Here is a 13,126-nt window from a genome sequence, read left to right as displayed (position 1 = left end):
GCGTCCTCAGTCACGCGCCACGGTGGCCCACACCCCGGCCAGAGCCGTACGACCGGAGACGCCGACCTTCGTGTAGACCCGGCTCAGGTGGACCTCGACGGTCTTGGGGCTCAGATGCAGCCGGAGACCGACGTCCCGGTTGGTCAGGCCGTCCGAGACCAGTCTGACGATCTCGACCTCACGGGCCGTCAGGTCGAATCGCTCTGCGCCGCTTTCGGGCCGGGGTCCTCGCGCGTTCATGCGCCGCTCTTCCCGCGCGACCTGCGGCAGAAACAGTTGCGCATCACACTGGGTGAACAACGCACGGGCCGACGCGAGATGCGCCCGGGCCCGGTCGGTCGCCCCGAAGGCGCCGAATGCCGTGGCGGCGAGCAAGTGCGCTCGCCCGGCCTCCACGGCCGCCCCGATACGGCCGAACCCGGCGGCAGCGGTGACGGCGAGCGGTGCGGCTGCCGCCGGATCCGTCGGCAGCGTGGCGATCGCGCGGGCCTGCTGTGCCATGGCGGTACGCAGCGGAAGCTCCAGCTGACCGGCCGCGTCCTCCGCTCGGTCGGCCCAGGCGCAAGCGGCGGCGATCCGGCCGGCCGCGGCTTCCGCCTCCGTGAGCATCAGGTACACCAATGGCCTGGTGCGCAGCCCCACCGCGGGCAGCTCGGCCCCACCGCCCCGGGTGAGCAGCAGCTCGATGCAGGCGTGCGGATCACCCGAGTGCAACATCGCCTGCGCCAGCATCGCCTCGGCCTGGCCACTGCGCCAGGAGCTCATGGCCGTCGCCTGGTCGTCGACGACGATGGCCTCCTCACCCAGCCGGATCGCCTCGGTGAGGTCGCCGCGCCAGGTGGTGATCCAGCATCCGAAGGTCAACGCCATGACGCGCAGTTCCTCGCTGCCGGTCAGTTCCGCCGACTCCAGGCAGTCGTCGAAGCAGGTCGTCGCCTCCGCCAGCTCACCGAGGTAGGCGTGCACCATGCCGCGGATGGCGATCAGCAACGCGATCTTGTGGGACTGTCTGCTCGCCCGAGCCAGGTGAAGGCCACGGCTCACGTGCCGGCTCGCCGCCGTGAGCCGGTCGGCGGAGATCTCCGACCAGCTCAGCCAGAACGCCGCGTCGATGTCGCGGACGAGATCACTGTCGGGCAGCGCGTCCAGGAGCGCGGCCGCCTCGTCCAGCCGGTCCGCCCGGCGGTCTATGAGCGTTGCGGCCGACAACGCCGTCGCCAGCAGCAGCGGATCCCCGACTTCCCGCGCGGCGGCGATCGCCTCGGCCACCCGGCCTTGTCCGTGCTCGCGCTCGACGCTTTCACCGGCGACGAGTGCGACGAGCAGGACGGCCGCCGAGTGGGCGTCAACGCCTTCGACGCGTTTCCATTCACGGTGCAGCATCGCCCGCGCCTCGGTGTAGCGCCCGAGGATCTGCTCCACCGTCGCACAGGCCCGCGCTGTCTGTGCCCGGATCCGGGTGAGTTCGGGGGGCAGGAGCCGCAACACCTCGTGCATGGTTTCCCTGGCCTGCCGCAGGTCGCCCGTGGCGCCGAGTGCGTGGGCCAGCCGGCCGAGCAGGATCAGGCGCTGCGGCGTGGCCGACTCGGCGTCGGGCAGCAACCGGATGGCCGCCCGCAGGAAATGCCCTGCGGTCGTCGGCGTGGTGTCCATCGTCGCCTCGGCCGCCTCGGTGAGCGCGGCGACCGCCTCGAGGTCACCGCGGACGGCGGAGCGCTCCACGTGCCGGGCGAACTCGGCCGGGGGCGCGCCCCTGCTCCGGAGTGCCGACGCGGCTCGGCCGTGCGCCTGAAGCCGCCAGCCGGGACCGGCGTCCTGGTAGGCGATGCTGCGCACCAGCGGATGCCGGAAGCGGAACCGGCCGGTCACGCAGTCCAGCCGTACCAGGTCGCGCTCGGCGAGCCGGTCGAGCGCGACGAAGACGGATCCGACGCCCATCGCCGCCGTCTCGGCGAGCGACTCGGCCTCGAAGTCGTCGCCCACCAGCGCTGCGGCGTGCGCGACGACTCGCTCCTGCGGGGTCAGCGCGGCCAATTCGGAGGCCAGTACCCCGTGGACCGCGACCGGGAGCGCCCCGTCGGGGTGGAGTGCCGCATCGCCGACGGCGATGCCCCGTTCACCGGCCCGCACCAGGGCTTCCAGGTAGAACGGGTTGCCGCCACTGGCCTGGTAGAGCTCGTCCCGCCGCGAACGGCCCAGCCTTTCCGGCATGAGGCGGCCGGCATCGGCTTGGCTCAGCGGCGCGATTTCCAGCAGCTCGGCGACCCCGTCGGTCGCGGCGCGGGACAGCGCGTGCCACAGCCGCAGCGGCGTCTGCCGGGGCCGGGCCGCCAATGCCAGGACCAGCCGCGCCTGGGGCGGGTGGCGCAAGAGATGGTCGAGCAGCTCGACCGAGCCCTCGTCCGCCCAGTGCAGATCGTCGAAGACGAGCACCAGCCCGGACGGCTCGGCGAGCAGCTCCAGCAACGCCCGGACGGCCCTGTGCAGCCGGTAGCGCTCCGCGTCGACCAGGTCGGCGGGACCGGTCGCGGGGAGCGCCGGGAACATGGTCGTGAGAAGGGCGAGCTGCTGCCCCCCGAGGGCGGCAAGCCTCTCAGGACCCAGCTCTGCGAGCTGGTCGTCGAGCGCGTTGACGAACACGCCGAACGGGATGTGGGACTCGAACTCCGCCGCGCGGGCGCTGCGGACCATCCATCCTTCGCTGTCCGCGTGCTTCCCCAGCTCCGTCAGCAGTCGGCTCTTGCCGATCCCCGGTTCGCCGGTCACCGCGACGCACCACGCACCGTCCTCGCCCGCCAGCACCCCGCGCAGGATCGCGACTTCTCGCGCCCGGCCGAGTAAAGCGCCGACGGGCTTGGATCTCACTTCGTCTGTCATGCTGGCGTCGACTCGCTTTCTGTCCGCGACCAGGCGATGGTATCGACGTCACGCACGCCCGGCAGACGGTCCAGCCGATCACCTCGGCCCACGCGGTGTCCCGGGCCGATACGAGCCGGCGGCACCGGCACCGGCAGCGTCCTCACGTCTCCCGGCCTCACCCCGCACGCCCACGCCCACGCCCACCGGACATGCCGCGGCACTGTCGAGCGGATCTCACCGGCGAGTACGCTCCCCACCGCGCGCTCGGGACCGGTCGGGAACGGGAGCCGAAGTGCCGCACCGCAACCGCAGCGGCCGAAATGGTGTCTCCTCACGCGTGGCTCGACGCTTCGGAGGGGCGGAAGTCGGGCCGCGCGGCCGCCGTGGGGGGATGGAAAATGGACACATGGGCAGTGCCCGGATACACCGAGTCACTGGAACTCGGGGCCGGGGCGAGCGGACGGGTCGTCCTGGCCGTGCACGAGGAGACCGGCGTTCCGGTGGCGGTCAAGTACCTCAGCGAGTCGCTGCGCACCAGGCCCGGCTTCGTACAGGGGTTCAGGGCTGAGGCGCGGCTGCTCGGCGGGCTGGAGAGCCCTTACGTCGCCGACCTGTACGAGTACGTGGAGAGCCCTGACGGCGCCGCCATCGTGATGGAGCTGGTGGACGGCGTGTCGTTGCGAACCCTGCTGACCAGGGCGGCCCCGCTCGAGCCCGAGGCCGCCCTCGTGGTCCTCAAGGGATCGCTGCTCGGTCTGGCCGACGCGCATCGCGTGGGCGTCGTCCATCGCGACTACAAGCCGGAGAACGTCCTGGTCGTGCCGGACGGATCGTCCAGGCTCGTCGACTTCGGGATAGCCGTGGACGTCGGCGCCAGCGCCGGCGCAGCCGGTACCCCCTCCTACATGGCGCCGGAGCAGTGGACCGGCTCCCCCGTCTCTCCCGCCGCCGACGTGTACGCGGCCACGGCCACCTTCTTCGAGTGCCTGACGGGCCGCCGGCCGTTCACCGGTGGCAATCTCGCCGAACTCGCCCTGCAGCACGTCGACGGGCCGATCCCCGCCGACGAGGCGCCCGAGGCGGTACAGGACCTGGTGCGGCGCGGCCTCGCCAAGGATCCGCTGGAACGTCCCGCGCACGCCGAGGCGTTCGTCGCGGAACTGGAGGCGGCCGCCGGCGCCGCCTACGGGTCCGACTGGGAGGAACGCGGGCGCGGCCGGCTCGCCGCGCTGGTGGCACTGGTGCCGCTGCTTCTGCCCTCGGCCCGCAGTGCCCCGCCGAGCGGCACGACGGACACCGCGCGCACGGTCCTGGGCAGCGAAGCGCACCACGGCGGGGTGCGGTCATGGCTGCCCGGCCGTGCGGGGATGCTCGTCTCCGCCGCGGCCGTGCTCCTGGGCGTCCTCCTGACCTACAACCTGCAGCACGTTCCGGAAGCGGATCCGCAACAGGCGGCGCAGGCCCTGGCCACCAGCAGTGCCCAGGCCGCCGCGGGGCCGGGGGTCTCCGCCGCGCCCACCGCGTCGGCCGACGCCTCAGCGTCCCCGTCGTCCACCGCATCGTCCAGCGCGTCACCCGGCCCGTCGGCGTCAGCCTCGGCTTCGGTCTCGGCCCCCGTGACCGCCGGCCCCGGCGAACCCCCGGCGTCCGCCGGCACGGCTCCCACCGAGGAGGCGACCTCCAGCGGTCCGTCCACCGGGGCCACGCCGACGACCGCCTCCCCGAGCCCCCCGTCGGCTCCCGCCGTGAAGGACGTCACGGTGACGGGTTTCCGGCAGACGGGTGCGACGACCGCCACGGCGACCCTCACCGTCACGACGGACGGAACCGGCCCGCTGTCCGTCGACATCTCGTGGTACACGAGCGCCGGCGGCCGCGGGCTCGGCACACCGGACGGCGCGTCCCAGTCCTTCGCGCGCAGCGGATCCACCCAGTACACCCTCACCGTCGACCACACTTTTCGGGGCACCGGCTGTTACTGGGCCGTAGGGGCGACCACGACCCCCGCCTCCGCCGACGGCGGCGCCTCACAACAACTTCTGACCAGGCAGTGTGAGATCCGATGACCGCTCACCACGACCGCACCCCCGTCCCCGCCGGGGACAGCGAGGCCACCCAGGTGCTCGGCGGCGTCGCCGAGCACGCCCCGAGCACGCCCGGCCCGGAAGACGCCGGGTACAGCGCGACCGTCCTGGCGAGTCACTGGATCCAGCGACCGCCCGACGCGGACACGACCCTCGTCGCGTCGCCCTTCACCGACACTCCGGTGACGCCGGCACCCGCACCGGACCGCGTCGAAGGCACCATGCTGCGCTTCGGCCCGGGCGTTACCGCCGCCGTCGCCGAGCGCACCCACCGGACGCTGCCCTCGGTGACGACTCCTCCCGCGCCCCCGCGGCGGCGTCTGCGCAGACATGCCCTGCCTGCGCTGGTGTTGATCGGCGTCATCGCGCTCCTCGCGTGGCAGCGCCTCGGCCCGTCCCTCGAAGCGGGCGCGGTGCAGGTCGTGGCGCGGCCGACGGTCGTGGCGTGCGACGACACCGCGGACGTCGTCGGCCTCGTCGCCACCAACGGCCGACCGGGCACGCTCTCGTACCGCTGGGTCCGAAGCGACGGGACGGCCTCGGGTGTCCTGCGGGAAGTGGTCGCCGCGGGCCGGCGTCAGGCCCGCCTGCACCTGCTGTGGACCTTCCAGGGCAGGAGCCACTACGCGGCCCGGGCCGAACTGCATCTCCTCTCCCCCGTCGAGCGCACGGTCGTCACCGACCTCACGTACGACTGTCCCTGAGCGGCCGCGCATGCCCCATCGCCCCTCCCGCCCCGCCAGACGGTGGACGACGCTTCGGTCGAGGCACCGGCGTCGTCCGCCCCTCCGCTGGACGGGGCGCCGACATCCGTTGTCGTCGGGGCTGCGGCGGCGGCGCGGCGTGCCGACGGGCCCTGCGAGCGGTGACCGACCGGCTCGCAGGACGTCCGTCGCCGGGCGTCAGGCCACGGTGGTACGGGTGGTCAGCATGCCGATCGGCCCCGACCACCGGCCCTTGTCCGTCGACTGCTCCCGCTCGGCCAGCTCCCGCGCGAAACAGCGCAGCAGGTCGTGCATGCGGTAGCGGCCCGCAGGCGTGACCTCGACCAGGTGGCTGTCCAGCAGTTGCTCCACGGCCCATTCCGCCCGCGCGTGGGAGATCTCGAGCATGTCTGCCAGGTGCGGCAGCCGGATCTCCGGCTCGTGCGACCGGCCGAAGAACAGGAAGGTCCGTACGAGGGTGCGGTCGGCGTCGTCGACGCGCGTCAGGTCCTGGTAGCTGTCGGCGAGACTGGCCCGGGCCTCCAGACCGGCGACGCGCAGGGCTCCCAGGCGGTCGCGTTCGTCGGCGAGCCGGCTCGCGAGAGCGTCGACCGACAGGTCCGTGCGGGCGGCCAGCCTCGCGGCGGTGATCCGGAGCATCAGCGGCAGCCCGCCGCAGTACGAGGCGAGTTCGCGTAACGCCCGGGAGCTCGGACCGGCCCGCTCGTCGCCGAGCAGCTGCCGCAGCGCGGCCTCGGCCTCGGGCGCCGGCAGTGGACGCAGGCGGGCGCGCCGGGAACCGTGCAGGGCGACGAGACTGAACCGTGAGGTGACGAGCAGGGCGCTGCGCTTGCGGGCGGGGACGAGGGAGCGTATCTGGGCGGCCGAGGCGGCGTCGTCCAGCATCACCAGGACCCTGCGCTCGGTGAGCGTGGTGCGCAGCAGTGCCGCGCGCTCCGCGGCCCCGGCGGGCAGCTGCGCCGGGGGGAAGCCGAAGCCTCGCAGCAGCCGGTCGACGACGTCCGCGGCGGGCAGCGGCTCCGCCATCGGTCTCGGGCGGCGCAGCTCCACGTACAACTGGCCGTCGGGGTAGTGGGCGGCGGCCCGGCCGACGGCGCGCAGGGCGACGACGGACTTGCCGACGCCGGGTGGTCCGGTGATGACCTGGACCGGCGCGGGGTCGTGCGTGTTGGTCAGCCAGGTCACGACCGAGTCGACCTCCTTGTCGTGGCCGCGCAGGCCGGGCGCGCAGTAGGGCATCTGCCAGGGGCGGGGTGTGCTCTCGTGCGGGTCGTCGTCCGTGGGTCCGGTCTGTCCGGCGATTCTGCGGTGCGCCTCCTGCCACCGCGCGGGGTTCAGGCCGCAGGCACGCACGAGGGCGGTGACGAACTCCTCCCGCGGGAGCGTGGTCCGGGCGAGCACCGACGCGATCGTCGAACGGGGCAGCCGGTGCCCGGCCCGTCTGGCCCGGCTCTCCAGCTGGCGGTATGTCAGCCCCGTGCGGTCCTTCAGCAGCCGGAGCACCGCGACGAGTTCACGTTGGGTGTGAATCCCGGCCGGGTCCGGCAGCGGACAGTCGGCGTTCAGCGGGATGTCCGTGGTCATGGTTTCCTTCCCCCTGATGAGTCAGTGGGCCTGCTCAGTCCCTGATGGTGAAGGGCGGGTCGTCCGGTGTGCAGACGCGGGCGTGCGCAGGTGCACCGCCGAGCAGGTATCGGGTGGTGATCTCGTCGGCGCACGCGCTCATGCCCAGCGCGGTGTGGCCGATCATGTCGACGGTGACCAGCTCGGCCCGGCCGAGTTGTTCGGTCAGCCGTTCGGCGAAGCGGTACTGCGTGGTGGGGTCGTACAGGTTGCCGATCACGAGGACAGGCCTGTCCGTGGGCCGGTTCCAGGGTCCGGTGTACCGGTCGGCCCGGGCGGGACGCTCCGGCCAGGTGGCGCAGACGGCCGACTCCATGGCGATCATGCGCCCGAAGTGCGGAGCCGTGCGCTCCCAGCGGTCGGCTCGCCCGGGCCAGGTCCGTGGGCTCGCCGGATAGGGCTTGTCCAGGCAGTTGTAGGCCGGTTCGGAGTCGTCGCCGCGGTACGGCGGTTCGCTGACGGCGGCCTCGTCCTCGTCGTCCGTGGTGGAGGCCCGGTCGTGTGCGCTCTCGTCGTGCGCGCCCTCGTCGTGCGCGCTCGGGTGTTGCGCGCTCGGTCCGGAGCGGTCGGCGACGGCCGTTCGCGGGGCGTGGGGCGCCGCGTCCAGGAGCGCCAGCGTGCGGGCGAGGCCGGGAAGACGGGCCGGGGTGGCGAGGGAGTCCGCGAGCAACGACGTGACGGCGCTCAGGGTCATGTCGGTGCCGTCGGGCAGCCGCAGCGGGCCGCCGCGCAGCCGCGTGAGGATGCGGTCGAGCCGTCGGCGGGGGTCTCCTGTGCTGAACGCGCATCGGTCGTCCGCCGCGTCGCACACGCGCAGGAACTCGGTCAGCGCGAGTTCCATGCCGTCCGCGCGCCGGCGGTCGTACGCGAGGCCGTCGTGCGAGCGCAGCTGGGGGTCGACGGCGCCGTCCAGCACCATGGCGTCGACGCGGCGGGGGTAGAGGTTGGCGTAGGTGGCGCCGAGCAGGGTGCCGTAGGAGAAGCCCACGAAGCTCAGCCGCGACTCCCCGGCCGCCTGCCGCAGCCGGTCCAGGTCGCGGGCGGCGTCGAGGGTGGTCATGTGCGCGAGCAGGGGTCCGGCGTTCTGCGCGCACGCGGCGGTGTGCCGGGCGGCGGCCGCCATGGTCGCCGCGACCTGTTTCCCGCCGACGGGCACGACGAGGCGGCCCAGCAGGGCGTTGTCGTGTGCGCTCTGGCTGCGGAAGCACTTCAGCGGGTCGCTGAGGTTGACGCCGCGCGGGTCGAAGCCGATGACGTCGTACTGGGCGAGGACCTCGGGCTCGAGGAAGCGGTCGGCGCGGTAGGCGGTGTGGAGTCCGGAGCTTCCGGGTCCGCCCGGGTTCACGAAGAGGGCGCCGCGGCGACGCTCCGGGTCGGTGGCCCGGTGGCGCAGCAGCACGATCTCGACGGAGCCGTCGGCGGGATGTGCGTAGTCGCGCGGGACGCGGTGTTTCGCGCAGTCGGCGACCGTCGGGTCGACGGGTGCGCCGGTCAGGTCCCGGCAGTTCTGCCACCTGATCGGGGGCGGCGAGGACCCTGCCGGGGACGGCGGCGCGTGGGGTGCGGCCGCTGCGGCCGGGCCGGCCGAGGAGCACAGCACGGCCGCGGTAAGGACGGCGATCGCGTACGTCAGAAGTCGGTTTGGTGCGAAGAGAGCCCGACGGGCCACGAGAACTCCTGGAAGTGGGGGGGTGAGTTGTGTGGGTGCATGCCGTGCGGCGGATGCGCGGGTGGGGGTCGCGTCACCGGGCCGGCCGGTAGGGGCGGGCGGCGGGGCGGGGTCAGCCGTCGGCGTCGAGCAGTTCGCTGAGTTGGGCGGCGACGGTGTCCCGGTAGGGGCGGGCGCGGTCGGGGCTGAGTCCGGCGAGCGTCGCCCGCCACGTCAAGGCGCGGCTGACGATCCCCACGGGGCGGGCCGCCTCGAGGGCCTGCGTCACCGTCTGCGGGGCGCCGACCCGCACACCGGCGTCCGCCCAGGCCGCGAGGTACGCGTCGGTGACACGGCGTTCGGCTTGCGGATCGTCGGGGGCGGCCGCCCGTAGATCGCGCAGGACGACGTCGAGCGAGACGAGCGGATGTCCCAGCACGCTCTCCGCCCAGTCGAAGATCAACGGCCCTCGGCCGCCGAAGAGGCAGTTGCCGCGCCAGACGTCCAGATGCACCAGCGTTCGGGGCAGTCCGACCGCCGCGAGACGCCGGCAGCTCTCCCGGAGCACGACGGACGCCGCGCCGAGGCGGGTGCGCTGCGCGGCGGTGAGCCCGGGAGCGTCGTGGACCAGTTCGTCGTAGAGGCCGGGCAGGATCTCCAGCCGGTGGTCGGGGCAGCCTGCGGCGATCAGCGTTTCCGTCTCTTCGGCCATGCCGTGCTGAATGCGGGCGAGCTCCGGAACCACCCGCATATACGCGTCGGTGATTTCCGTGGAACCCGGCATCCGCTGGGCGCCGAAATCCTCGGTAAGCATCCAGTTCCGGTGCGGGTCGACGGCGATCACCTTGGCCACGGTGTTCGGAAAACGCTGCGAGAGGAGAAGACTGACGGCGGCCTCGTGCCGGTACACCGAAGGCGATGCCTTGAAGTACACGTCGTGCGGCAGCGCGGGCAGTCGCATTTGGTAGGACCAGGCGCGCATTCCGGGCTGTGCGGGTTTTCCGATACGCCGGTATCCGGCGGCGCGCAGGTGCGTCGTTGCCCACTCGGCCGCCTGGGAATACCAGCCGAGCCGTGTCCAGGGCGGTTCACCGGGGACGTCGCCCGTCTCGCCGTCCGCCAGCCACCGTCCCAGGGCCGCCCGTTGGCCGGTGTCCGGCATCGTGGCCGGGGTCAACTGCCGGGCGGGGAACCAGCGTCCCTCCTTGGCCGCTCGGCCGTCCACGCATTCGTGGAGGAAGAAGCGCGGGTCCCGTCCGACGCAGTCGAGGGTCGAGACGTGGAGCCCGAACCGGTCGGCGATGTCGGCGTGGAGGTCCGGCAGGCCGGTCAGCCCGCTGGGGTGACCAGGGAGGGACCAGCCGTCCTGTGCGGGCAGGAGAAGGACTTCGGTGGCGGTCGACCGCGTCCTGGCGATGACGGCGTACTGCCGTGGTGCGCTTGATTTCACGATGGATCCCCCGGTCGGCACTGCATTGACGTGCGCCTGCCACGTCAATGGCACCGTAGGTCGGCCCGGGCGCCGTGGTCAATGACCCCTGCACGTACGGCGCGCATGTGTCGCTATTCCATCGGGCTGAACAGGGGAACGCACCTGTTTCCACCCGATCTTTTCTGTCCCGGACTGTCCCGGACAGGTTTATCGGCTTCCCGGCATACCGCGACCGCCGCCACCGTCTTAGCGTGAGCTCGTCCGAATGTCAGTCACCCGCCGTCGGGAGTTCTCCGCCGACTACGACCGAAAAGGATGGTCACAACCTTGCCGACCACGTCGATCGCTTCCCAACTGGCCGGAAACGGCCTGCAGCAGCACCTCTACTCCGAGCCCACCGCGGTGGCCGAAGAGTGCCGCATGGCCGGCTACAGCTGCTGGTTCGACTCGGACTGCTGCAACGAGAGCGTCTCGCTCATCTGTGAGTGGTGGACCTGCCGCTACGCGTAGGCGGAAGGACCATCTGACGGACGAGGCCGCCGGACGGACATCGGAACTCCCGAGTCCGTCCGGCGGGCCGTAGTGCAGGAGGGGCGGGAAGGAGTCGGGTGAGGAAGGGAATGCCGACGCTGCCGCGCGCCGCACGGGAGGCGACAGCCTTCCTGGAGTCGGTGCGCGGGGACGGCGGGATCTACGACATGGGCGACTGGCCGCAGATCCGCGTCCGGTGGGAGCCGGGGCCCGGGCGCATCGACCGGGCCGTGGCGGGACTGCGCGCCGCACAGCGGCTGAAGGTCGGATTCCTCGACCCCGTCGAGGACGCGATCTATCTGATGGCCGCACTGCGGCTGATGGGCCTGCGGGCCAGCTTCCACCTCGGCCGGGAAGTGGCGCCCGCCGCGCCGCCCGCCGGCTTCTACGCATGGGTGGAGTGCGAGGGACGGGTCGTGAGCACCACTCTCCCCGTCCGTGACGAGTACGCCGAAGTGCACAGATCACCGAAGGAGTGAGCGCGTGCTGGGTGTTGTCGAGATGTCCGGGGGCGTGCTCCGCCACACCGCCCCTTCGGTTGCGCCGGCTGTGCCGGGTCTGCGCGCAGAGCTGACCGGCGCCTCGTTCCGTCTGCGGCGGGAGAGGGCGCACTCCCGGCCGGTGTACTTCCGCGCGGGGTACGGGCGTCTGGAGTTCGGCGACGACCTGGCGGCCTTCCTCCCGCCGGGATCCAAGCTGGAGCCGGAGCCGGGCGCGCTGCTCGCCCTGATGCACGGTCAGGCCGCCCCCGCCGACCACAGCCCGCTGCCGGGCGTGCGCCGACTCACCCTCGACACCGAGGTCCGCGTCGACGCGGGCGGCGTCACCGTGACCCAGTCGCCACCCGAACTGCCCGCCCCACGACGGCTCGAGGACGCCGTACGCGACGCACTCGCCCGCAACGGGGACGACTACGTGATCGGCTACAGCGGCGGGGTGGCCTCCGCCTACCTGGCCGTGGTCGCCGCCGGAGCCGGTCACCGCGCGCGCGTCGTCCACGCCGACCTCGGACTGCCCGGACAGCGACCCCCGGCGGCGGTACCGCTGCTCGATCCGCGACCGGTGCGCGTGGATCCCTGCGCCCTCGTCGACCACCACGCGGTGACCGGCTCCGAACTGCTGCCGCCCCTGCCGGAGTTCGTCGCCCCCCGCAGACTGCACGCCGCGCTCTCGGGCGACACCGCACTCCCGGTGGTCTCCGGCGCGCTCCTCGCCTCCCTCGTCTCCGTCAAACTCCCGGACGTCCCTCGCGGCCCGAGATCCTGGCGTCTGCTCACCTGCGAGCCGTTCCACCTCTCCGGCACCCTCGGCTCGCTCGCCGACGCCGTCGAACTCCTCGACAACCGTGTCGTCTACACCCCGGGCAGACGTCCCGGATCGCCCGGCGGAACCGACGCCCAGCGGGTCGGCGCCCCTCCGCCGCCCTCGCCGACCGGCGGCAGCAGGCTGGGCTGGCTGACGGAGGAGGGCAGACAGGCCTACGAGACGGCGCACCGCGGCTCGATGGCCGTGTGGCAGGACCGCCTGGAGGCCCTGCAGCCCGTCGTCGGAACGCTGCTGGGCGGACTCGAGGAGCGCGGAGCCGACGGTGCGTCGCTGCCCGCCGCGGACCCCGAGGTACTCGCGGCCGCCGACAGCCTGCCGCTGCGCGCCCGGGGCCGTATCCGGCGCGGCGCCCTGCAGAACCACCTGCCACTGCACCGTGTCGTCGCCGCGGCCGGGGTGGACGGGCTGTCCAGGGCGTCGCACGGTCACTGGCTGCGGATGTGCGCGGCCGCCTACCTCCACCGCGAGCGCAGGAAGATCGCGGCGGAACTGAGCGGAGGATGCGCGCTCGGCGACCTGGGTCTGATCGAACCCGGCGCCGTGCTCGCCGACCTCCAGGACGGCGCGGCCCTCTCCGCGAAGGCCTTGCCGCTGCTGCGTCTCGTCTGGCTGGACCGCTGGCTGAAGGAGCGCTCATGACGCCCGAGGTCCCGCCCGCCGCGGGGGCCGCCCTCGCCCTCGCACCCCACGTCACCCTCACCTTCCTCCCCTTCGGCGGGGCCGTGCTGGCCAACGGCCTCACCCTCGCCGTCCTCGACTTCCGGCAACGCGAGGCCGCGCTGCTGGAACGGCTGCTGCAGCAGGGCATGCCGCCGACGGAGGCCGGTCCCTGGCCGGCCCGTGTCGCGGGCCGGCTGATCGCCGCCGGCTGGCTCGTCACCGATCGGAGTGAGTGACC

General features: G+C 73.1%; 10 protein-coding genes. 6 read left to right on the top strand and 4 right to left on the bottom strand.

Annotation, left to right across the window (positions count from 1 at the left end; all coding sequences use genetic code 11):
• Nucleotides 1–6: 6 nt before the first annotated feature.
• On the bottom strand, nt 7–2,877 hold the full coding sequence (locus ACN6LD_RS14970) for a helix-turn-helix transcriptional regulator (protein WP_445043412.1): 2,871 nt from the start codon (nt 2,875–2,877) through the stop codon (nt 7–9).
• Nucleotides 2,878–3,257: 380 nt separating this feature from the next.
• On the opposite strand from ACN6LD_RS14970, the gene ACN6LD_RS14965 reads away from it, so the two are divergent.
• Complete coding sequence (locus ACN6LD_RS14965) at nt 3,258–4,925, top strand: serine/threonine-protein kinase (RefSeq protein WP_445043411.1); 1,668 nt, start codon at nt 3,258–3,260, stop codon at nt 4,923–4,925.
• Nucleotides 4,922–5,647, top strand: a complete 726-nt coding sequence (locus ACN6LD_RS14960; RefSeq protein ID WP_445043410.1) for a hypothetical protein — start codon at nt 4,922–4,924, stop codon at nt 5,645–5,647. Before ACN6LD_RS14965 ends, ACN6LD_RS14960 begins: the two co-directional genes overlap by 4 nt.
• 198 nt (nt 5,648–5,845) lie before the next feature.
• Here ACN6LD_RS14960 and ACN6LD_RS14955 read toward each other — a convergent pair whose 3' ends face one another.
• The 3 genes from ACN6LD_RS14955 to ACN6LD_RS14945 all read right to left on the bottom strand — a co-directional run bounded on the left by ACN6LD_RS14955 (nt 5,846) and on the right by ACN6LD_RS14945 (nt 10,389).
• Nucleotides 5,846–7,252, bottom strand: a complete 1,407-nt coding sequence (locus ACN6LD_RS14955) for an NB-ARC domain-containing protein (protein ID WP_445043409.1) — start codon at nt 7,250–7,252, stop codon at nt 5,846–5,848.
• A gap of 34 nt (nt 7,253–7,286) precedes the next feature.
• Nucleotides 7,287–8,960, bottom strand: coding sequence for an alpha/beta hydrolase (locus ACN6LD_RS14950; RefSeq protein WP_445043408.1), 1,674 nt, complete (start codon nt 8,958–8,960; stop codon nt 7,287–7,289).
• Nucleotides 8,961–9,072: 112 nt separating this feature from the next.
• Complete coding sequence (locus tag ACN6LD_RS14945; protein WP_445043407.1) at nt 9,073–10,389, bottom strand: phosphotransferase; 1,317 nt, start codon at nt 10,387–10,389, stop codon at nt 9,073–9,075.
• 309 nt (nt 10,390–10,698) lie between these two features.
• Here ACN6LD_RS14945 and ACN6LD_RS14940 point away from each other — a divergent pair, with 309 nt between their 5' ends.
• The 4 genes from ACN6LD_RS14940 to adfB all read left to right on the top strand — a co-directional run bounded on the left by ACN6LD_RS14940 (nt 10,699) and on the right by adfB (nt 13,124).
• Nucleotides 10,699–10,881: a hypothetical protein gene (locus ACN6LD_RS14940; RefSeq protein WP_319189328.1), complete on the top strand. Its 183-nt coding sequence runs from the start codon at nt 10,699–10,701 to the stop codon at nt 10,879–10,881.
• Nucleotides 10,882–10,979: 98 nt separating this feature from the next.
• The gene (locus ACN6LD_RS14935) at nt 10,980–11,381 is read left to right on the top strand and encodes a hypothetical protein (RefSeq protein WP_445043406.1); all 402 of its coding nucleotides are present in this window, start codon (nt 10,980–10,982) and stop codon (nt 11,379–11,381) included.
• Nucleotides 11,382–11,385: 4 nt separating this feature from the next.
• The gene (locus tag ACN6LD_RS14930) at nt 11,386–12,867 is read left to right on the top strand and encodes a hypothetical protein (protein WP_445043405.1); all 1,482 of its coding nucleotides are present in this window, start codon (nt 11,386–11,388) and stop codon (nt 12,865–12,867) included.
• The gene (adfB, locus tag ACN6LD_RS14925) at nt 12,864–13,124 is read left to right on the top strand and encodes an actinodefensin-associated protein B (RefSeq protein ID WP_445043404.1); all 261 of its coding nucleotides are present in this window, start codon (nt 12,864–12,866) and stop codon (nt 13,122–13,124) included. The genes ACN6LD_RS14930 and adfB overlap by 4 nt, the downstream gene beginning before the upstream one ends.
• Nucleotides 13,125–13,126: the final 2 nt, after the last annotated feature.

Source organism: Streptomyces sp. SAS_272 (assembly GCF_052543235.1).
Note: the sequence above shows the minus strand (reverse complement) of the source record. Positions and strands in the feature narration are given on the sequence as shown.